We start from the raw sequence: 22,184 nt of genomic DNA on the forward strand, positions 1-22,184 counted from the left end.
GGGCTCAATATAAAACATCATATGGTAGCCTATCTTGGCAAAGTAAACATAAGGCTGCCATTTATAATGCCTTGTGTGTTGATCCGCTATTGGTGTAACCCTCCCCGAAAAACTGGTCGCTAGTAATTAGAGCTTTTCCGTTTAAACTGAAACAAACGGAGAACGCATGATGAAGAAATCACGCTACACAGAAACACAAATCGTTAAGATCCTGAAGGAAGTGGAGGCTGGCCGAAAGGTGAATGAAGTCTGCCGCGCAGTTGGCATCAGTGACTCAGTCTATCGCTACGGCCAGAGCCTCATCGAGATGATGAGGTTCTGGCCAAGCTACAACAAGCCGTAGAGCGGTATCCTGCGTACGGATTTGGCAAGTTATTTAAAGTACTCAAGCGTTGGGGACACACCTGGAACCATAAGCGGGCTTATCGCGTGTACTGTTCGCTCAAGTTAAACATGCGACGCAAGGGTAAAAAGCGCTTACCCAAGCGTGACCCCGCACCGCTGGTATGTCCCGAGTGGATTAACGGTTGCTGGTCTATCGACTTTATGAGTGACTCACTGGTCTGTGGCAGACGCTTTCGTACGTTTAATGTGGTAGATGATTTTAACCGTGAGGTACTGGCGATTTAAGTGGATTTAAACCTGCCAGCACCACGCGTTCTAGAGCGTGTCATTGCCTGGCGTGGGTTGCCAAGTAAGTTGCGTATGGATAATGGCCCCGAACTTATCGGACAGAAGTACTGGATATGTACGTGTTTAAAACACTGAGTCAAGTCCGAGAGCTGATAGACAACTGGATGAGGGAATACAACGATGAACGACCTCATGACTCACTGGATGATCTGACTCCTTGGGAATATTTAGCAAGGCACGAAAGCAGGAAAAAATCTAATTTAGAGTGCCACTAAAACAGGGAGGGTTACATAATCTCATTCTGATCATTCATCGGAACAACGTAACTAGCTCTATATATTTTTTACCCATACTAACCCACCATATAGTCATCCATGCTTCTATAGTTAGTTATAAATACAATAATCACATTATAAGTAAAATTAGAAGCTATAAATTTTTTATACCTCCTTTTAAATTAGAATTTAATTAGTTTTCTATATGTGGCCCCGGTAGTTTACTGGGATCAGAATTCGTTACAGGCTTTGTTGCAGAAATCGAATGAACTAAATCGTAATCTTACGATCAGATCTGGGATAATACGCATATCGATGACCGCTGACATAAAAAAATTACATAAAAATGTGATGTATTTTCAATAAAAACATAAAATATGATAAAAACGCGATCTAGTTCACACATTAAGTAAGGTGGTGTGTATTTTATAACCATATGAGAGTAATTTTCCAACTAGAAAAGAGTAATTTTCCAACAGGAAAAGAGCAAATTTCCAACTGAACCGAGACAAATCAGTCGATTATCACTCCTTTGAGGCAAATCCCGATTATCGCTCGCCTATATACATTTATACTTTATACGGTGGCAATAACAATGAACACAATTAATCCTGGCACTATTGTTTATCAAATTTATCCAAAAAGTTTTGCAGACAGCAACAACGATGGGATAGGCGATTTACAAGGTGTAATTTCTAAACTTGACTACTTAACCGATCTTGGCGTTAATGCCATTTGGTTAAGTCCAGTCTACAAGTCACCTCTTGACGATAACGGTTACGATATTTCCGATTATCAATCAATCCTTCCCCAATTTGGCACAATGTCTGATCTTGATCAGTTAATTGAAGAGTGTCATAGCCGTGACATTAAGATAATCATGGATCTTGTAATCAACCATTGTTCTGATGAACATGAATGGTTTGAACAATCCAAGCTTTCTAAAGACAACCCTTATTCTGATTATTTCCATTGGGCTGATGGTGTAAATGGTAAAGAACCTAATAAATGGCGTTCTGCGTTTGGTGGTAGTGCATGGGAGTATGAACCCCAGCGTGATCAGTATTACCTGCACGTCTTTAGTAAAAAGCAACCCGATCTCAATTGGAGTAATCCAAAATTAGTTGAAGAAATTCATACAATGATCGCATGGTGGCTAGAAAAGGGCGTTGATGGCTTTCGTATTGATGCCATCTCATTCTTAGAAAAACCAAACGACTTCCATGCCTGTGAGAGTGACGATTTTGCTACCGTCCCGTGTGCTAACAAAGATATCGGTCATGGTTATATCAAGGGCTTTATGGACGTTATTAACCGTTATAATGCTTTTAGTGTTGGCGAAATCAATGATATTGATAGCAAAGGGATCATGACCTACGTTTCTCCTGAGGCGCAAAAATTCCAAATGGCTATCTCATTTGTCCCACCTGAGATTGAAGTGTTCAATAACGATCTTGTTGCTTATTACAAAAGTCAACTCCAGACCAAGTTAGAAATTGAGCAGCAAGGTGCTTGGAATACCTTGTTCTTCTCCAATCATGATAAACCACGTCAGGTTTCTTTATTTGGTAATGATGCAAAAGAGTATTGGAAAGATTCAGCAAAAGCACTAGCGGTATTAACGCTAACACAAAAAGGCACGCCGTTCTTATATCAAGGTGAAGAGATTGGCATGACGAATTGTTATTACGATTCGATTGCTCAATATAATGATCTAGACACAATCAACAAATACAATGAAAAAGTGCTAGCGGGTATGGACCCAGCGCAAGCACTTATGGAAGTGTCATTGGCGAGTCGTGATAACGCAAGGACGCCTATGCAATGGACACACGGTGATTTTGCTGGATTTAGTCAAGTTAAACCATGGCTCGATGTTAATCCAAACAAAGACACAATTAATGTTGAGTCACAGATTAATGAATCTACATCCATTTTAAATCATTACAAAAATCTTATTAACCTACGTAAAAAGGAAAAGACATTAACGCTTGGTGATACCAAATTAATCGACTTAGACAAAAACATCGTTGCTTATGAACGTAAATTTGAAAATGAACGTTTTGTTGTCGCCGTGAATATGTCAACTGATTCCGTATCAATCAAAGAGTCTACTCTACAATCAATGACTCCTTTAATGTCAAACAACTATCACAACAACAAATTAGAAAGCTACGGCTACGTGATATACAAAGGTTAATTTATGAAAATTTCGATGAAAGAAAAGGTCGGCTATGGCTTAGGCGACTTAGGCTGTAACGTCATATTCCAGACAGTTATGACCTACCTTATGTTCTATTACACCGATATTGCATTAATTGACTCTGCGGTGGTGGGGGTTATCTTCTTAGTTGCTCGTATTGTTGATGCGGTATCAGACCCTGTTGTGGGGATGATTGTAGATAAAACAAATACTCGCTATGGTCGTTTTAGACCTTATATATTATTCGGTTCAGTTTTTCTTAGTTTAACCGCATTTGCTTGTTTTACCATACCAATGGATATGTCAGCTACCGGTAAAATTGCTTACGCTACCGTCACGTACATTGCATTAAGCCTTGCTTATACCGTTGTTAATATTCCTTACTCAGCATTAACATCGGCAATTTCACAAGACCCTGATGAGCGTACAAAGATTACTGCGGTTCGTGTAATGTTCGCTGTAATATCTGGTATGGTTGTTGCGCAAATTGGTAACCTAGTGGATTTCTTTGGTGAAGGAGATAAACTGTTAGGTTACCGTTATACTATGGGTTTTGCAGCGCTGTTATCTACACTTTTACTATGGATAACATTTGCAACAACTAAAGAGCGTCAAGTTGTCAATGCATCCACAGAAACTAAGTACAAACTAAAAGATGGTTTCCGTATTGTTGCTCAAAACAAACCACTGCTCATTCTGTCAACTGTGTTCTTAATGACATTAACTGCTGCTTTCATTTCTTTCTCTATCAATATTTACTACTTGGAACACGTAATTCAAAGACCCGACCTTATCGGTACTTCAATTATGGTTGGTACGATAACGACTTTTTTCGGTACTTTCATTGTTCCAACAGTAGCTAAAATATACGGTAAGAAAGAAACGACGATTGTTACATTAACCATGTTTGGTTTAGTACACCTGTTCTTTGCATTGAACTTCTACACAGTAAACTCAATCGAGTTATACTTTGTAATCATTGCAGCGAAAGGTTTCTTAAACGCATTTGCATGGGCTATGGGATGGGCTATGGTGCCAGACACCATTGAATACGGTGAGAAACAAACAGGTGTACGAAGTGAGGGACTTGTTTACTCAACATTTAGCTTCTGCCAAAAACTAGGGATGGCGTTGTCAGGGGTAATCACTGGTTTTGTATTATCTCAATATAACTACAACCCAGAAGCTATTACGACCGAAGCAACGGATGGCATCATGGCTTTATTAGCTTATATTCCATTTACAATAATGATTGCAAGTTCATTATTGCTCACTAGATATAATCTAAGTGGTACTGATAAAGGGCACTTTGTCGAACAACGCTCTTAATTAAGTAATAATTTTGAAAATGCTAGCAGTCTCAGGCATTGCAAAATGTCTGAGACTGCTAATCTTAACTCGAATGAGAATATTTTACTTAGCACTGTGATGAGTTCTAAAATAGGATTTAATTTGATTCGTCTGGACTCAACCACTATTTGAATCCTTTGAGTCGATCTAATTAGTGTGAAGATAGCTTTATGCAAGATTGCATAGAACAAATTCAGCTGTGGGACAGTAAGCACCGTGAGTTCAGTATGTTTAAGATGGAACTCTCAGATCAAAGCTTTGGACTAATGCGAAATAAAATCTACAAACGTTTAAGGTTTCAATATACTTTTTCCTATCTGAAATGTGATGCCACTAAGTGATTTGAGTTAAGCGTTTAGCCAAGACCGTACTTTTTTGGTCTGTGGTATGCCTCCCGAGTGCACGACTTCTTCATCCATAACCACAGCTGGCGTCGACATTACACCGTAATCCATAATGGTTTCCATATCGGTGATTTTTTCTACTTTCACTTCAATGCCTTGCTCTAAGGCAATGCTTTCAATGAGTTTTGCGGTATTTACGCATTTTGTACATCCCGAACCGAGTACTTTAAATACTTTCATTTTATGACTCCCAATTTTATTTTCTAACGCCTAGAAGTGCCACAATGGTAAATTGAATATCCAACCCATCACTGTAAATGCTAAAAGTAACAAACCAAAGAGCATGCCTAGCAGCTTCCACTGCATAACCTGCTTTAGCATCACAAACTCGGGAACACTGGCAGCAACGGTACTCATACAAAATGCTAACGTTGTTCCTATTGGTAATCCGTTAGTGAGTAAGCTTTCCATAACGGGTATAACACCGGTCGCATTGGAGTAGAGAGGGATGCCGATCAACACGGCTGCTGGAACGGACCACCACTGCCCTTGACCTAAATGGGTCTCAATCCATCCATCGGGTACAAAGCCATGTAAACCTGCACCAATCCCGACCCCAATTAATACCCATTTCCAAACGCGGCTGACAATTTCAGTCATTTCTTGTTTGGCAAATTGATGACGCTCTGAAAGCGTAATACGTGAGTGTGTATGAGCGTGATTGGGAACACCGCTTTGCGTAGCGCTCTTCGCGTTATGCATCGCCTTTGCTGCGATAGGCTGTAACCAACGATGAGCGCCGATTAAATCTAGTAGCCAACCACTTAATATGCCGATGCTCATGCCAACGATGATGTACATGACGGTGAACTGCCATCCAAGCAGACTAAATAGCAATAACACGGCAATTTCATTAATTAATGGCGACGTAATGAGAAAAGCCATAGTGATTCCTATGGGGATACCAGCAGAGGTAAAACCAAGAAAGACAGGAATACTGGAACATGAACAAAACGGAGTAATTGCGCCAAAAAAGCTGCCTGCTAGGTAACCAAAAAAGCGTCGTTTTCCTTCCAGGTAATGGCGAACCTTTTCAACATTTAAGGATGCTCGCAGTAGGGCAATCACATATATCATGATGATCAATAAGGCGAGTATCTTCGTAGTGTCTTCGATAAAGAAATGTGTCGCGTCTGCTAGCTTAGAGCCTGACGACAGGCCAAGTAATCGGTAGGTCATCCAATCAGCTAGATAGGTAAAAGCTTCAAACACATCCGCTCCTTAAACATTGGTAACTATTCCGATCACCATGTGTATTAATCAGGTGAAACAACCAAAGGTCTTTTTAGGTACTTACTCTAAGTTTAATTCACCTTAGTGTGAGTGAGAGTATATAAAATGATATATGTCTCGTTTTGAAAGAGTAGGAGGGCTTGTTGGGGGTAAGTCATAAACGATCAGGAGAAAGTCGGTAAATATCCTCATTGCACGAATGGTAACGTTACCAACCAAGTTGTTTAATGGGTGAGGTTAAGAGAGCGATGGGTATTTGCTTATAATTTTTTCTGTTGTTATGTTTTTATGTCATTTTTGTGTGTTTTTTGGGTTATTTTTCATTAGTTTGGTGTGAAGGTTTTTTATTTGGTTCAAACTCTATTGTTGCTGTTTCTTGTAACCGGAACCAACCTGGTTTTAATAAGGTTTTGTTGCGTGAAGCGCTTCATATATCAACGTTCAATTTAGTCACGATATTGTCAGAGTTTTATACGGGTAATCGTATAATCTTTGAATTGTCATTTTCCATTGTTATGATTTTTCGCGTGGACAGAAAAGCAAGTCCACGGCCAGTTAACCATCTCTCCTTACGCGAGTGCTGCTTAACTGATAAAGGCAAAACCTTCGAAAGAGGGTGACGCAAAGTCTCCGATCTAACGGATATTTCCTATGGTAGCGGGACCGCCAGTTTTGTATGCTGACTAAGAAAATTTAGTTGTATTTCAATAACAAAAACATAGTTGAGATTTACTTTCACACAGGTGTTCAGTCGTTTTCATAGTCTGTTTGATGTGAAGGTTTAAGTTTTTCTTATTTTAGGGAACGTTCTCAACTTTTGGTTTGAAGTTGTATGCAGCAAATTTACTGTGATTAGTTCGTCGCAATACTGAGGGTTAACCACTTCTAGAAAATTAAAAATTTCAAAATTTTATTAGCAGAGGTAAGTAAAATGCGTTCAACGAAAATCAAAGCGAGAGTCCCTATTTTAGGGATGCTAATAGGGACAACAATGGCTAGCCAGTTCGCTTTCGCCGCTCAGCTTCAACCTGGGCCAGAGCTACTGTACACACGCAAGAAGCATTCGCTCCTGATGCTGACTTTACCGCTAAGTGGACCCGTGCAGACGCACGCCAGCTCAAGCGTTTGTCTGACCCAATGGCAGGATCTCGTGAAAACTCGATGCCAGAGGAATACACGATGCCAAGCGTCCCTCAAGATTTTCCAGATATGTCTAACGAACAGGTTTGGGTATGGGACTCATGGCCTCTAACCGATGCGGATGCGAACCAATACAGCGTTAACGGGCAGGAAGTTATTTTTTCGCTCGTGGCCGATCGAAGTCTAGGTTTTGATGACCGTCATGTATTTGCGAAGATCGGTTACTTCTATCGTCCTGCGGGAATTCCAGCGGATCAGCGCCCTGAAAACGGTGGGTGGACTTACGGTGGTTTGATCTTTGATGAAGGCGTCACCGGACAAATTTTTGAGGATCAGTCCTTCAGCCATCAAACGCAGTGGTCTGGGTCTGCTCGTATTTTCCCAGGTGGCGAGGTTAAGCTTTTCTTTACTGATGTTGCGTTTTATCGTGATTCTGAAGGTAATGACATTAAGCCATATGATCCGCGTATCGCGCTAAGTGTTGGTAAGATACACGCAAATAAAAATGGCGTGAAGTTCACGGGTTTCGATAAGGTGATTAACCTACTGGAAGCCGACGGAACTTACTATCAGACCGCAGAACAAAACCCTTACTTTAACTTCCGTGATCCATTCACCTTTGAGGACCCTGCTCACCCAGGTGAAACGTTTATGGTATTTGAGGGTAACTCAGCAATGGAGAGGGGCTCTGCGAAGTGTACTGCGGAAGATCTTGGTTATCAGGTAGGAGACCCGTACGCTGAAACCGTCAGAGAAGTGAATTCATCAGGTGCAACGTTCCAGATTGGTAATGTCGGTTTGGCGAGAGCGACCAATGAAGATCTGACTGAATGGGAGTTCTTACCACCGATTCTTTCAGCGAACTGTGTAACCGATCAGACTGAACGACCTCAAATTTACCAGAAAGACGGTAAGTACTACCTATTCACTATCAGCCACAGCACGACTTTTGCAAACGGCATTACCGGTCCTGAAGGGGTTTACGGCTTTGTCGGCAATGGCATTCGCAGTGATTACCAGCCGATGAACCAAGGCTCAGGTTTAGTCCTTGGTAATCCGACGAATTTGAACTTCTACCCAGGAACGCCGTTTGATCCGGACTACAACCAGCCAGCAGGCCACTTCCAGTCTTATTCACACTATGTGATGCCTGATGGTTTGATCCAATCCTTCATTGATACGGTCGGTTTTAAAGAAAACTTTCGACGCGGTGGCACTTTGGCTCCTACCGTGAAAGTGCTTATTGATGGGGACACATCTGAAGTCGATTATTATTATGGTGCTAATGGATTGGGTGGTTGGGCTGATATTCCTGCCAACATAAACGTGAACCCGAGTGGTAAAAAGGAAAAAGCACTGAAATAACGAAGCAAAGTTATTTGTGTCATCGATTGGAGGAGCGGTTTTTCCGCTCCTTTATTATATTAAGAAGGGCTATGCGATTTACTTATTTAAGGCCAGGGTTTAGACCTGCCGTTACGACTTTTCTTCTCGTTACATTATTAATACCAGACATTGCAAGTAGCGTACAACGTGTCGAAGACGGGCAGTTGTCTGTAGAATCCTTACCATTTTCTTATCGTACGGAATGGGCTAATTATCGACCTGCAATACATATTACTCCTGAAAAACACTGGATGAACGATCCGCAACGCCCATTACTGATCGATGGTATCTGGCACTACTACTATCTCTATAACGCTGACTATCCGCATGGAAATGGGACTGAGTGGTACCACATGACATCGAAAGACTTAGTGCATTGGCAAGAGCATGGGGTTGCTATCCATAAATATAAAAATGGCCTTGGCGACATTCAAACCGGCAGTGCGGTGGTTGATGTGAACAATACCGCAGGTTTTGGTGCCGGGGCGGTTATCGCAATTGTGACTCAACAGCATGACGGTGTGCAGCGTCAGTCGCTATTTATTTCAACGGATGGTGGTTACCATTTTAAAGCGTATGACGATAACCCGATTATGGATAACCCCGGAGCTGAACACTGGCGTGACCCAAAGATAGTCTGGGATGAGAAGCATCGTAAATGGATTATGGCGCTTGCTGAAGGAAATAAAATCGGATTCTATACCTCGCCAGACCTTAAGCGTTGGACGCATCAATCTGATTTCCATCGTAACGAGCTTGGTCTTCTCGAATGCCCTGATCTGTTTCAACTCTCCCTTGATGGCGATCCTAGTAAGACCCGATGGATACTAGCATCTGGAGCGAATGGGTTTAGAACGGGGAAAACAACAGGTACCGCTTATTGGGTTGGAAACTGGGATGGAAAACGGTTTATACCAGAAAAGAAAGAACCACAATGGCTAGACGCCGGTGCTGACTTTTATGCAATGGTATCCTGGGACGATACCCGCTTAGACACAACACCGGAGTTTAACTCTCGGTATGCGATTGGCTGGCTGAATAATTGGGCTTACGCCACGAACTTACCGACTAGACAATGGTCTGGTGCTGCTGATTCAATCGTGCGTCAAATGAAGCTACAAACTGTGGATGGCGAGGCGATTCTTACGTCCAAGCTATTGAGGCTATCGCAGGACTAGAAGGCGATGCATATACTCGCTCGGCAGTGGATGTATTTGAAGCATCGCCAACGGTTTTCCCCAAGCCACTGTCTGATGCATACCGTCTCAGAGTTGAACTTGATGCACACTCTGATGCGAGAGAGATTCAGTTTCGCCTAAAGGAAAAGGATGGGCATTTTGCCGTCGTTGGATACAACTTTGACGACAAAACCGTGTTTGTGCGGCGTGATAGTGATGCGATAGCAAGCTCAATGCCTAAAGAGTATCGAGCGGAGCGGTCTGCGGCGGTTCGCACTCTTAATGGCACGGTGAAACTGGACATCATTGTCGATACTTTTTCCGTTGAAGTCTTTGTCAATGATGGAGAGAGCGCATTATCAAATCTCATCTTTGGACTTCCAGGAAGTAATGCACTGTCTGCTGTATCAATCGGTGGCAACAGCGTACTCCGTCATTTACAACTTACCCCTCTAAAGGTTGCACCAGTTCAGCGATATAGCACTGGGCCATCATCTCAATAGATATTCTTAGTGATAGGAGTAAAAGCGTTTTATTCCTGTCATTAAAGTTGGCGTACTCGAACGAAGAGTTATTTCAAAGAATGATGACCTCTCAATTTACACGGAATCTATAGTCGCATGAGTAACTTACTGCTATTCTCAACTAATGATTGAGAATCACGATGTGTATTTTTCTCGAAAAGTAGAAGAGGCTGAGTTTGAAAGCAAAAATCTTACTGAGTGGTATTTTTATACTGTCTTTACTCACGTCTCTGTTCAGTGCCATGCTATTTTCATATCAACTTCAGCAAGACGAGCAAGAAGACTTTACTGCTGATGTATTAGAATATACTGAAATGGTGACCGATCAGTTGGCTTCTGTTCTTTCTGCTACGGAACAGTTATCGGACTTTAAATGCACCAAAGAGCATATCAACAAGCTTCGAGAGATCGCTCAGGTGAACTTGGAAGTTTTTGATGTCGGTTATATCGTTGATGATGAGGTATTTTGTACAGCAAATTGGGGAAAGATAACGCCAATAAAACTCCAAGCTCAAGATGTTGGCTCACAGAATGGCTATCGTTTTTACTCAAATGAGAAAAATCTTTATGATATTTCCAACCACTATAATATCACGGCTAAAAATCATTTTTTCGCGGTAAACATCGCCATTTCTTACTCGCGCATGATTAAATCCACGCCTAACCACCCATTTAAAATTTACTCTAGTTCTAATAGTGGCTATATCTTTGATGAGTACACTTTCAAGCAAGTAAAAAGAGGCCCTCTTTCTTTAAGTTTGGAAACCAATCTTTGTAGTGAGAAATACGATTATTGTGTGAAGAGCTCAAACTCTAACGCAGGTCTTGCTCATTACAGTGGGAAAACCAAACAACTCATCCTTTTCTTGAGCATTATTTTTGCTTATCTGGTTACTCACTTAGCAAAAATGGTGATGGTAAGTAATCAGTCCATTGAGTCGCGATTTAGGAAAGCACTAATTAACAAATCCTTATTCATGGAGTACCAGCCCATCGTTGCGATCCAGGACGGTAAGATTATGGGGGTTGAAAGCTTGGTACGTTGGAAAGATGATGTATTTGGTTATGTACCACCAGATCTGTTTATTGGAATTGCAGAAAAGCGCGGCTTATACCCTCAGCTTGCGCATTTCACTGCGAAGCGTTCCATCTCTGATATGGCACCGATATTGCGCGATAATCCACTGTTTTCGGTCGGAATTAATGTTGGGAGTTATGAAGTCTTAGATCATGGTTTCTTACTTTTTCTTGAGAAAGTTGCTAAAAAGCAACGGGTTAGACCTGAACAGATCAAAATAGAAATCACAGAAAGTATTGACGTTGCACTGGCTGATCTTACCGACTTTTCTAATCGAGCTCGTCAGTTAGGCTTCATGGTGGTATTGGATGATTTCGGAACAGGTGTGTCCAATTTAGTTTGGCTAACTGAGGTTAACTTTGACTACATCAAGATTGACCGTGTATTCGTGAATGCACTCAACTTTGATGTGAAAAAAGGTATGGTTAACTCAATCATGGAATTGATTGCAAATCTTGGCAGAGAGGTCGTGTTTGAAGGTGTAGAAACTGAGTATGAATACCACATGATCAAAGAGCGCTGTAAGTATGGCTATGTGCAAGGATGGTTGTTTTATAAATCATTGCCATTCACTGAATTACAGTCTCTGCTCAAGTCCAAATCCTTAGATTGAAACGTTGCAGGTCGTGTTAGTTGAGCTCGGTATTCACCGAGCTCTGATAAAAATTTAACCAAATAGACGCTGGTCGTTATCTTCGCGCTCATTAATCACAATGGTCTGCGCACGTTTGAAAAAGTTAAAATCGGTTGCGGTTGCACTGGTGTATGCCCCCATCATGCGACCGATAACCAAGTCACCGTTCTCAAGCTTCGGTAACATGACGTTTTCTGCAATGACATCAATGCTGTCGCAAGTTGGGCCAGACAATACACTAGGGTAGTGTTCCCTGTCGTGGTTTAACGTTACCAGTGGGTATTGCGCATCGTCAAACATCAAACCACTAAAAGAACCATAAATACCATCGTCTAGGTAGTACCACATTTGTCCTTCACGCTCTGCTTGTCCCATTACTGACGCTACACTGGTTACAGCGGCTGCGACGATAAAGCGGCCTGGCTCTGCAATAACGTGGACGGTTTCAGGTAGTTCATTAAGCGCTTCGTTAATTGGTACACAGAAGTCCGCGATTGGCATGGCTTGTTCTGTATACGTCACAGGGAATCCACCACCAATATCCAATGTGCTTAGCGCTGGCAAACCGCGTTCAACGACTTCAGCCATGACTTGTTTACAAGTACGAATCGCGTCCACGTATTTTTGTGGGTTCATCGTTTGAGAACCGACATGGAATGACAATCCTTTGATGCGAATATTCCACGCTTGAGCCGTTTCGATAATGTTTAATGCTTGCTCAGGAGCGCAACCGAACTTTTTCGACAGATCGGCGAATACGTCAGAGTTGCGAAAACTCAGGCGAACAAGCAGCTCGACATCATCTCGGTACGCTTTGAATTTCTCTAGCTCGTTCAAGTTGTCGACAACAAATACATTGCAGCCATAAGCTAATGCATCGCGAATATCACGATCACGTTTGATAGGGTGCGTATGAATGGTGCGCTCTGCTGGTACCCCTTGTTGTTTCACCAAATCGACTTCACCAGACGTTGCTAAATCAAAGCATGCACCTTCTTCCAATAGCGTGTTGACTACGCTTGGATGGGGCAGAGGTTTTAGCGCGAAGTGCAGAGTTACGTTTGGTAACGCTTGGTTCAATGCTCGGTATTGCTGACGAACCACATCACAATCAAGCATAAGCAATGGTGCACCAAACTGCTCAACCGATGTTTGAATAAGATCAACGGCTTCTGCAGGAAGTGCTGGAGAAGAAAAAGATTGAAAACCAAGTACAGACGCAGAATGAGCCATAGCAAACCTCCAAAGTTAAAAAGCACTTTTCATGGATGATGTGATGAAAAGTGGAGCGTCAATAAAAGCGGGTTACCGCCATCAAAGAAACTCTTGGATAGTTGCTCTATCGCCTTGCCACAAAACTGCTGTGATGTACTCGGATTGGCTATCATCAAGAAGCAGCGTGATATTAAGGTCATCTATTTTTGTGCGCAATAAAAAATGCAGCAAAGAAAGAAGAAGTTTTTTATCGTAAAGATTAGGTTTTTTGATGATAAATTTGTGTTCTAAAATCAAACACGGCTCAACAAAATGAGCCGTGTGTGATGTCGATGGTTGAACTCAGCGACCTAAAGGTCCGAAATAGGCGTGTTAAGCCTGCACACCGTCTGAGTTTTTAGGATCTGAGCCATATTGATTGTTGCCTGATTCACCGTCTGTTGCAGCAAATACCAGCAGAACAATTAAACCAATAAAAGGAATAAGTCCAATCAGTGCCCACCATCCTGTACGACCAATGTCATGCAATCGGCGAACGGTGAGGGCAATACTCGGAATCAATACCGCTAAACCATAAAGACCACCGATGATAGTTGTGCCTAGTAAGCCGTCAACAATGCCAAGTGCCAAAGAGATAAGTAGGTTGAATAAAAAGAACATCCAATACTCTTTTCTTCGCGCTCGTCCATTAAAAACGGCGTATTTCTTTAATACACTGATATACCAATCCATTTGTTTTTCCTTGTCATGATCATAAAGTCGATAACGAATCCCCAATAACGTCAAGGTGTAGAAAGAACGATTAGTAAATCAACACCTTGACGGTTTTTGGATATTACATTCATTATGACACAGTGTGAATAACCATGCCGTAGATCGCACTCGACAACGTAAAAGACGAAACGTGTTTTTATGATCTCAGTGTCTGTTTTGCTCTCTAGGGTCTGTTGACGTTTCGTGGTTAAATTTTGTTCGGATGGGGACGCCTAGTCAAAAGCGTTTTAATCGCGGCGAGAGGTTTGTAGCCTAGTCATTCTAAGCAAAACACCTCTCAACAAAGAGTAAAACGCTTTTAGCCGAACCCTTCGGGCAGCGTTTGTGTCTCCTTTCTACTGCGTTATCGGCTTATCAGGTAGGGCAACTACATTTCAAAGCCTCTGCCTTGTATAAAGAATCCACAAACTGCTGCAAAAATCATCTCGAAACGTCAACAGACCCTAGGTTGGTTTTACATCTGAGTGTTGGCCGATAGAAAGCTGGAAAAGGCTTGCCAAGATTTTTCATCCGCGTCTTTACGATAGCGGTCGGATCCCCAAACGGTAAACGCGTGAGGGGCACCACCATAGGTGATCATTTCATGCGGGATCTTGGTTTCTTCCAACTCTGAAGCCAGCTGGGCGAAGTCTGCCATAGTAATGGCTGTGTCAGCGGTGCCATGTAGAATTAACAGCGGAGATGTCGTCTTTGAATAGTCTTGTCCGTCTGGTGTGCTAAGACCGCCATGAAAGGTGACAAAGCCACGTGCGTTCATCCCAGCGCGGGCGGATTCCAGCACTGCTGCGCCGCCAAAGCAATAACCCATGACCACGGTGTTGTCTAAATTCCCGCCCAGTTTACCGGCTTCTGCTAGGCTTGCATTCATCAAGCTTCTAAGTTTGTTTCTGTCTTTATAAAGCTCACCCGTATGTTGTCTTTTGTCTTCAACTTTGGTCGGTCTTACACCTTTACCAAAGAGATCGGCTGCGAAAACGTTGTAGCCCATTTTATTGAGCATTTCTGCCCGTTTTTGTTCATAGTCGGTCAAACCGTCCCAATCGTGGATGAGTAATACTAGTGGGGCTTTATCATCGACTTTGGCCCAATAACCTTCGTAAGCCTCACCATCGACTTGGTAAGTTATGTTTTGTCCAGCAAGGACTGACGCGCTACCGAGCGTCGCGAGAACTGCCAATCCAACATGTTTCATTTTCATACTCATTCCTTTTTGTATTACTTTGCAGGGTACTCTCGAAGCTTAGTACATGCTCAGAAAGGGATAAAAATAATGATGAGCAGTTTTGTTACGGATGTTGTCGACAAAAAAGGCGACACACGGTCGCCTTCCATTTCATTGTTGGCATTGTCATGCGGGAATTAACGCCGATAGTACAACGAAATAAGTTTGCCATTGAGTTCTTGAACACTGAATGGAATTTCGTAAATATCACTCAATACCGCTTCATCAATCACTTCGTTTACGCTGCCTGCTTTGATCACTTCACCCAGTTTCATCGCGACGATATGGTCTGAATAACAGGACGCGAAGTTGATATCATGAATCACAATTACGACGGCTTTATTGTTGCGTTCAGCGAGTTTTTGCAACGTGCTCATGATGTCGACCGAGTGTTTAATATCGAGGTTGTTCAGTGGTTCATCTAAGAAAATATAGTCCGTGTCTTGGGCGACTACCATGGCGATAAATGCCATTTGACGCTGGCCACCAGAAAGCTGGTCAATAAAACGATCGTGTAAGTGATCAATCTCTAGTTGCTGCATGGACTCATTGATAATGCGATTATCCTCTTCGGTCAAACGACCTTGCGAATAGGGGAATCGTCCAAACGCTACCAAGTCCCGCACGGTAAAACGCATATTGATGTTGTTGGACTGACGCAAAACAGACAGACGTTTGGCGAGGTCTTCTGTGTCCCACTGGTCTAGCGGTTTGTCGCCGATCACGACCGTACCTGCATCGCTCTCTGTTAGACGACTTGCCATCGAAAGCAGGGTACTTTTCCCGGCACCATTAGGACCGATGATACTGGTGACTTTTCCAAGAGGAAAAAGGGCATCCGCATTTTTTACCACGTATTTTTCATTGTATTGTTTACTTAAACCTTGAATACGGATCATGAGATACACCTTTAATCGAATTTATTTTTCATAAGAAGCAGTAAGAAATAGCCGCCACCAACAAAGTTGATGATAACGCTGATGGTCGTGTCGAAGTCGAACAGGTTTTCAACCACCCATTGCCCACCGGAGAGCAACACGACAGATAGGATAGAGCTGGCAACTAGAAGTAATCGGTGTGAGTAGCCGATAAACACTTGACGGGTTAACGCTACTACAATAAGCCCAAAAAATAAGATGGGACCTACCAGCGCGGTGGAAATCGACACCATTAACGTGATGATAAACATTACCTGCATGGTCAGTTTGTGGGTATTGATACCCAAGCTTTTAGCGTTATCAACGCCGAGCCACATCACATCCAATTTGTTGGCGATTTTGGTTAAATAAGCACCACAGAGGAGTAAGGGGATGATGCACCAATACACCAGCTCATTATTGATGTTGTTGAAACTGGCAAACATAGAGCCCTGAATAAAATTGAACTCGTCTGGGTCAATGACCATCGTGAAAAAGCCTGTAATGCTGCTAAACAAACTGCTTAACACAATACCAATCAGTAACAAGGTAAAGATGTTTCGTTGTCGACCTCGAAAGTAAAAGCTGAATAATGTCATGGCACACAGAATCATAATGCCAGTCGATAAGAGAAAGTTGATCTTGGTGTTGATGACCAAAGCACTCATTCCACCAAACACAGCAACCAACATAACCTGAATCATGACATACAGGGAGTCAAAGCCCAAGATGGAAGGCGTTAGTATACGGTTGTTGGTGATGGTCTGAAATATTAACGATGAAGAAGCAATCGCCATCGCTGCGAGTACAATCGCTAATACTTTGGGAATGCGACGCGACAAGAAAAACTGATAGTTATCTGGTGTTAAACCTTTACCGATAAATACGGCACAAATCAGTGTTGCGGCCACTGCGAGCAGAATGACTTTCATGGAATCACGCATTCTTTTTGTCTCTCAATATCAGATAAATGAAAACCGAGCCGCCCAAAATACTGATGATCATCGATATTGGAATTTCATAAGGGAAAATAATTAGGCGGCCTAAAATGTCGCAAGTTAGGACTAAAATGACGCCCGCGTACGCAGTCCAAGGAAGGTTGCGTCGCATGTTGTCCCCAATAAAGATCGACACTACGTTAGGCACAATAAGTCCAAGAAATGGGATCATTCCAACAATCATGACGACGGATGAAGACAAAACGGCCACCAAAATAACACCAATGAAGACGATACGCTGGTAGTTCAAACCAATGTTTTTGGCAAAGCTTTCACCAATGCTTGCAGCGCTGAAGCGATTGGCATAAGCGTAAGCAAGTACGGATATGGGGAGCGCTAAGTATAAGAACTCGTAATTACCTCGCAGAACTGAGGCAAAATTCGCTACGGTCCAGGAGCCCAGCGTTTGGACAAGATCGTATTTGTAGGCAATGAAGGTGGTCATGGAAGACACCACATTACCATACATGATGCCAATGAGTGGAACAAGTACTGCGTTCTTGAACTTTAGATGTTGGAGAAATCGAACAAAAATAAGTGTTCCGAGTACGGAGAAACCAAAGATGGTGAACAGATGGACCCAACTGCTCATATCCGCAAAAAATATCAACGCAACGATGTAGCCAAACATTGCCCAGTCCACAGTTCCGGTGGTTGAAGGGGCGGCAAAGCGGTTTTGGACGATTTGTTGCATGATCAAGCCAGCAATGCTCAAGCCTGCACCTGCTAACACTATGGCGATCAAACGAGGCAGGCGGCTGACGATAAGAATGTTTAGGCTCTGGCTGTCACCAGCCAATATCTGTGGCAGAGATATATTTGCGACTCCGACTAACAGAGATGTGCAGCCGAGAGTCAAAAGCAAAATGGACGCTAGGATATGGTGTAATTTCATTGTGAAGATACGACTATATAAATACAACAATGACCTTTCACGCCATAAGCGGAAAGGCCATGCTTTATCGGGTGATTAACGTGTCTTATTTAGTTAACAACGACTTGGTTGAGATCTTGAATCATGGTTTGAGTGGATTGGTAGCCACCTGCGGTTAAGTACCAAGCGGCTGGATCAACAAACATGACTCGATCGTTTTTTGCAGCTGGAGTCGACTTTACGAGCGCATTGTCAAACAAGGCTTTTGCTTTGCCATTGCTTTGACCAATGGCTTGCTCACGATCGAGCACCAATAAGACCTCAGGTTGCGCATCAGCAATGTACTCAAACGAGATCAAATTGCCGTGTCTTCCTGGGGTTGCCTTCACGTTCTGAGATGTTGAGGGTTTAAAGCCTGCCTCATCATACACAAATGAGAAGCGACTGTTGGCACCGAACATGGCAAGGTTGTTGCCGCTATTGGTGACAGTCAATGTTCGAGGAGCATGTTTAGCTACCTTAGTATGCAGCGTATCAATCTGATCTTGGACCTGCTCAATAAGTTGATTGGCACGATCTTGTTTATGGAAAATTTCACCTAGCGTACGCCAATTTTTCTGTGTGGTTTGCCAGTAATCACCCGTATCAACTTGGAACATATAAGTGGGAGCAATTTGCTTCAAGTCGTCGTAGCTTTCTGCGATTCGAGGCTCTGCGATGATCAAGTCTGGCTTAAGGTTAAAGAGCGTTTCGAAGTTCACTTCTTTCACAGTGCCAGTATTTACAACCGAATCGTTATCATATTTTTTTAATGTCCGTGGCAATAGTGTCTTTGGTAAACCAACAGGCGTGATACCTAGCGCATCAATATAATCCAGACTGCCATAGCCAAGTACAACAACACGCTTCGGTACGTCATTTATTTCTACAGAGCCTAAGCTGTGTTCGTAGGTTTTTGCGCTTGCCCCAATAGGCACTAAAGCAAGTAACAACATGCCTGTTGCTACGCGAAGAGAGGTTTTACCAAACATGGTGACTCCTAAAACGGTTCATATCATCAGTCATCGAGTGAAAGACACCGAAACCAAAGCTAAGCACGAGATGACCTGACAGGCGTTAGTTATATTTAACTGGCAATAAAAATAAGAATGATTATTGATTGCATATACGTTAGCAGATAGTCTATATGCAGCAATAAAATTATTAGAATAATGGGTATGCAAAAAGTGAATTTAGCTCAGGTGGACTTAAGCTTACTGTTTATCCTCAAAAACTTACTTGAGGAAAAGCATGTGTCCAATACTGCCGTTTTGCTGAATATGAGTCAGCCATCGGTCAGTCGCTCTTTACAAAAGTTACGCAATTTATTTCATGATGAGTTATTAGTTCGTACGGCACATGGGTACGAATTAACGCCGAAAGCGGAAATGATCAAACAGGATTTGAATGCGGTACTGACGGGGTTGGAAAAGCTGATGTATGGTCAGTCTTTTGTGCCAGAAAAGAGTCAGGGAACCATCCGATTTTATGGTTTGGCTCCTCAGGTCAATATGCTCTTGCCCAGAGTCGTGGCTCGTATTCGTGAAAAGGCACCCAACATGACCGTCGATATTGACTCGACACCGAAAAGGCACTTTGAGGCACTAGTGACAGGAGATGTCCACTTTGTTCTTTCAACCTCGGAGCCAAATAGTTCGGAACAAAACTTATATCGAATGAAGATCGCCCATCGAGATTATCGGTTTCTCATGTCTGAATCTCATCCACTGGCTGAGGTAGAAGAACTCACCGTTGAGATGTTGCTTGAATGCGATTTTGGGCAAATCTCGCTCGAGGGTGGGAAGCAGTTGTCTATCTATAATCGCTTTGTAGAATTAGGCGTCGTGGATAAACAACGCAAACTATCCATCCCTATTCAGTTATCGAACTTTAACGCCGCTCCTGCTATTGCAGAGCACTCAAATGTGATTTTTCATCTTCCTACTCCATTCGCCAAGGAGTCGTGTCAGGGGCGGAAACTGATCACAAAAGCGGTGCCAAAAGCGATTCGGTTGGATAGCGAGTCTGTCTATTTGTATTGGCATAAGCGTTATCATAATGACCCAATGTGTCAGTGGGTTAAGTCGTTGTTTAAGGACATCAATGGTGCAGAAAACCTCGAGTGTTAGACTTATCCCCTAATTTATCGTCACTTAGATATAGTACTTTTGGCTTCGACGGCAGTGTGGGTGGCTGCTGAAACGCTAAAACCGCGTAAAATGTTCAGTAATGTAATCACGGTAAACAGTGCAATGACGAGCGAAAGGTGCCATGCCTCACTTAGCCCTAATTGAACCAAAGTTAAACTGACAACTGCTGACACCACCATCTGCCCTCCGCCTGACATCGCTGCTGCTGTGCCTGCTTGATCTTTATAGGGTTGCATGACCAAAGCCTGAGCGCATGGCAATGCAATACCATTACCTAAGATCATCAACAGCTGTCCAATCATCAAATACAAAGGATCTAATGGGCAAAAGAATAACCATAATGCAGCGCTAAGATGCAAGATAGGTGTACAGAGTAACATCTTCTTATTGCCAATGATGGGGCGGACGCGATTGCAAGTGATTGTGCCTCCCAACATCCCGAGAGCGGGAATCAGTGCCCACATCGCGTATTCATCGGACGTCATACCAATTTGGTCTTGCATGATAAACGGCATGACAGAGACCGTAGTAATCATCAAACTGAAGTTTAACCAACTGATACTGGCAAAGCTCATAAAGTAACGTGAACAGAGCAAATCACGATACTGCCCCAACATTTTTTTGGGGGAAGGTAACGTCGTTTTTTGTGGAATGGTTTCTTTAAAATGCAGTGCAATAACAACCCACGCGAGTGCTACATAGCCAAATAGCGAGATAAACACCATGCTCCAACCAAAATGGAAGTTGATAAAACCGCCAATGACTGGGGCCATGACGGGAGTAATCGACGCCGCCATTGCGATATAAGACATCGCAACCGGAAGCGCACTTCCATTAAATTGATCTCTGGTCGAAGCCCTTGCTAATACAGCACAGCAGCCCGTTCCAAGCCCTTGAAGAAAACGGCCTAGCACCATGCCAGTAAAGGTTTGGCTGAAAAAGATGATCATTAACAGTCCCGACATCGCAATCAATAAGCCTGTTTGCAGCACTTTTTTTCGTCCTAATGCATCGGATACGGGTCCATAAATAAATTGAGAAGGGCCAAAACCGAGCAAGTAAACACTGACTAACAACTGAGCTTTATCAAGAGTAATCGAGAAATCTTTTGCTATCCAAGGCAAAGAGGGCATGACCAGCCCCATACTCAGCTGGCCAATACTAATGATGAGACATGCGAGCAAAATCGCTCGGAAGTTAATGGCATGCTTCATGATGATTCACCATCGGAAAGGCCTGCATTCCCACGGGTTCGCAGTCCTCCCTCATCATCAAATTCATTCAGTTTTGCTTTGATCCGCTTGACGGTCGACAAGCTCACCTCACACTGCTCAGCAACGCTCTGCAGCGTATTTCCATCAAGTAAAAGTGTTGCGATTTGCTGATGTTTCGCTGTGTTGGCAGGACGCCCCCTAAACTTTTTCTTCCACATTTCGGGTTGGTTTTTGATCGCTTTTCGGCCTTGTTCCGCTGCGAATAAACGGTGTTGGATTTGAACTTTACTGTAGCCAGATAGGACGGTAAGTAAGCTTTGCGTTTGGACCGAGTTAGATTCGAATGTTAAAGGTTCACAAACTGTTTTTAGTGCAACGCCTTTGTCCAGCAGCAGGTTGATGGTCGCGAGTGCTTGACTGAAATCCCGGCCAAATACCGTCAGCCACCAGACGATGACAGTATCCCCCGTTTTAACGGTGTTGAGTAATTGTTGAAAGGCTTGTCTCTCGGTAGGTGGCAGGCATCCTTGAACTTTGTCCTCAAAATGTCGGGCATTAGGGGCAATGGCTTGCAGTGACGCTAGGTGATCACAGTAGGCTCGATTTTTTGGTGAATAGCGCGTGTAAAGGTAAGTCGTCATGATCCTTTGCCAGAGAGTTGGTTCATATGATGTATTGGCTCATAAATATACAGGGGTTCATTATTTACCGCAACACCAAATGAGCTTTAAAGGTGTTTAGCT

Annotated in this window: 19 protein-coding genes, 1 pseudogene and 1 riboswitch; of the genes and pseudogenes, 8 read left to right on the top strand and 12 right to left on the bottom strand. The window is 42.9% G+C overall.

Features of this window, described 5'->3' with window-relative positions; genetic code table 11:
• Positions 1–169 precede the first annotated feature (169 nt).
• The 3 genes and pseudogenes from SU60_RS21400 to SU60_RS12375 all read left to right on the top strand — a co-directional run bounded on the left by SU60_RS21400 (position 170) and on the right by SU60_RS12375 (position 4,440).
• Positions 170–908 (top strand): annotated as a pseudogene (locus SU60_RS21400) (integrase core domain-containing protein).
• Positions 909–1,503: 595 nt separating this feature from the next.
• On the top strand, positions 1,504–3,108 hold the full coding sequence (locus SU60_RS12370; protein WP_041155769.1) for a glycoside hydrolase family 13 protein: 1,605 nt from the start codon (positions 1,504–1,506) through the stop codon (positions 3,106–3,108).
• 3 nt (positions 3,109–3,111) lie between these two features.
• Entirely contained in the window at positions 3,112–4,440 is a 1,329-nt protein-coding gene (locus tag SU60_RS12375) for an MFS transporter (protein WP_041155770.1), read from the top strand.
• Positions 4,441–4,808: 368 nt separating this feature from the next.
• Here SU60_RS12375 and SU60_RS12380 read toward each other — a convergent pair whose 3' ends face one another.
• Positions 4,809–5,045, bottom strand: a complete 237-nt coding sequence (locus SU60_RS12380) for a thioredoxin family protein (protein ID WP_041155771.1) — start codon at positions 5,043–5,045, stop codon at positions 4,809–4,811.
• Between the two features lie 30 nt (positions 5,046–5,075).
• On the bottom strand, positions 5,076–6,077 hold the full coding sequence (locus SU60_RS12385) for a permease (protein WP_041155772.1): 1,002 nt from the start codon (positions 6,075–6,077) through the stop codon (positions 5,076–5,078).
• 607 nt (positions 6,078–6,684) lie between these two features.
• Positions 6,685–6,769, top strand: a riboswitch (cyclic di-GMP riboswitch).
• Positions 6,770–7,223: 454 nt separating this feature from the next.
• Between SU60_RS12385 and SU60_RS12390 the strand changes: the two genes are divergently transcribed.
• From SU60_RS12390 to SU60_RS12400, 4 genes are all read left to right on the top strand, one after another.
• On the top strand, positions 7,224–8,603 hold the full coding sequence (locus SU60_RS12390; protein ID WP_245228401.1) for a glycoside hydrolase family 68 protein: 1,380 nt from the start codon (positions 7,224–7,226) through the stop codon (positions 8,601–8,603).
• 71 nt (positions 8,604–8,674) lie between these two features.
• Positions 8,675–9,802, top strand: a complete 1,128-nt coding sequence (locus SU60_RS12395; protein WP_245228402.1) for a glycoside hydrolase family 32 protein — start codon at positions 8,675–8,677, stop codon at positions 9,800–9,802.
• Positions 9,803–9,828: 26 nt separating this feature from the next.
• Positions 9,829–10,305 (top strand): GH32 C-terminal domain-containing protein, encoded by a 477-nt coding sequence (locus SU60_RS22385; protein WP_245228403.1) that lies wholly within the window; start codon positions 9,829–9,831, stop codon positions 10,303–10,305.
• Between the two features lie 197 nt (positions 10,306–10,502).
• Complete coding sequence (locus tag SU60_RS12400) at positions 10,503–12,017, top strand: EAL domain-containing protein (RefSeq protein WP_052481531.1); 1,515 nt, start codon at positions 10,503–10,505, stop codon at positions 12,015–12,017.
• Between the two features lie 54 nt (positions 12,018–12,071).
• Here the strand turns inward: SU60_RS12400 and SU60_RS12405 are convergent, their stop codons facing one another.
• From SU60_RS12405 to SU60_RS12440, 8 genes are all read right to left on the bottom strand, one after another.
• Positions 12,072–13,271 carry a type III PLP-dependent enzyme gene (locus SU60_RS12405; RefSeq protein WP_041155773.1) on the bottom strand — a complete coding sequence of 400 codons (1,200 nt, stop codon included), beginning with the start codon at positions 13,269–13,271 and terminating at the stop codon, positions 12,072–12,074.
• Positions 13,272–13,352: 81 nt separating this feature from the next.
• Entirely contained in the window at positions 13,353–13,550 is a 198-nt protein-coding gene (locus tag SU60_RS12410; RefSeq protein ID WP_041155774.1) for a hypothetical protein, read from the bottom strand.
• Between the two features lie 75 nt (positions 13,551–13,625).
• Entirely contained in the window at positions 13,626–13,985 is a 360-nt protein-coding gene (locus tag SU60_RS12415) for a DUF805 domain-containing protein (RefSeq protein ID WP_041155775.1), read from the bottom strand.
• Positions 13,986–14,481: 496 nt separating this feature from the next.
• Positions 14,482–15,204 (bottom strand): dienelactone hydrolase family protein, encoded by a 723-nt coding sequence (locus tag SU60_RS12420; RefSeq protein ID WP_415679279.1) that lies wholly within the window; start codon positions 15,202–15,204, stop codon positions 14,482–14,484.
• Between the two features lie 182 nt (positions 15,205–15,386).
• Positions 15,387–16,148: an iron ABC transporter ATP-binding protein gene (locus SU60_RS12425; protein ID WP_041155776.1), complete on the bottom strand. Its 762-nt coding sequence runs from the start codon at positions 16,146–16,148 to the stop codon at positions 15,387–15,389.
• 11 nt (positions 16,149–16,159) lie between these two features.
• The gene (locus tag SU60_RS12430; RefSeq protein ID WP_041155777.1) at positions 16,160–17,110 is read right to left on the bottom strand and encodes an iron chelate uptake ABC transporter family permease subunit; all 951 of its coding nucleotides are present in this window, start codon (positions 17,108–17,110) and stop codon (positions 16,160–16,162) included.
• Positions 17,103–18,059 carry an ABC transporter permease gene (locus tag SU60_RS12435; protein WP_041155778.1) on the bottom strand — a complete coding sequence of 319 codons (957 nt, stop codon included), beginning with the start codon at positions 18,057–18,059 and terminating at the stop codon, positions 17,103–17,105. Before SU60_RS12435 ends, SU60_RS12430 begins: the two co-directional genes overlap by 8 nt.
• Before the next feature lie 89 nt (positions 18,060–18,148).
• Positions 18,149–19,069 (bottom strand): siderophore ABC transporter substrate-binding protein, encoded by a 921-nt coding sequence (locus tag SU60_RS12440; protein ID WP_041155779.1) that lies wholly within the window; start codon positions 19,067–19,069, stop codon positions 18,149–18,151.
• A gap of 180 nt (positions 19,070–19,249) precedes the next feature.
• Here SU60_RS12440 and SU60_RS12445 point away from each other — a divergent pair, with 180 nt between their 5' ends.
• Positions 19,250–20,206, top strand: coding sequence for a LysR family transcriptional regulator (locus tag SU60_RS12445; protein ID WP_041155780.1), 957 nt, complete (start codon positions 19,250–19,252; stop codon positions 20,204–20,206).
• A 20-nt stretch (positions 20,207–20,226) separates the two neighbouring features.
• Here SU60_RS12445 and SU60_RS12450 read toward each other — a convergent pair whose 3' ends face one another.
• Positions 20,227–21,441, bottom strand: a complete 1,215-nt coding sequence (locus tag SU60_RS12450) for a multidrug effflux MFS transporter (protein WP_041155781.1) — start codon at positions 21,439–21,441, stop codon at positions 20,227–20,229.
• Positions 21,438–22,082, bottom strand: a complete 645-nt coding sequence (locus SU60_RS12455) for a recombinase family protein (protein WP_041155782.1) — start codon at positions 22,080–22,082, stop codon at positions 21,438–21,440. The genes SU60_RS12450 and SU60_RS12455 overlap by 4 nt, the downstream gene beginning before the upstream one ends.
• Between the last annotated feature and the right edge of the window lie 102 nt (positions 22,083–22,184).

It is taken from the genome of Vibrio mytili (assembly GCF_000830505.1).
Lineage (GTDB): Bacteria > Pseudomonadota > Gammaproteobacteria > Enterobacterales > Vibrionaceae > Vibrio > Vibrio mytili.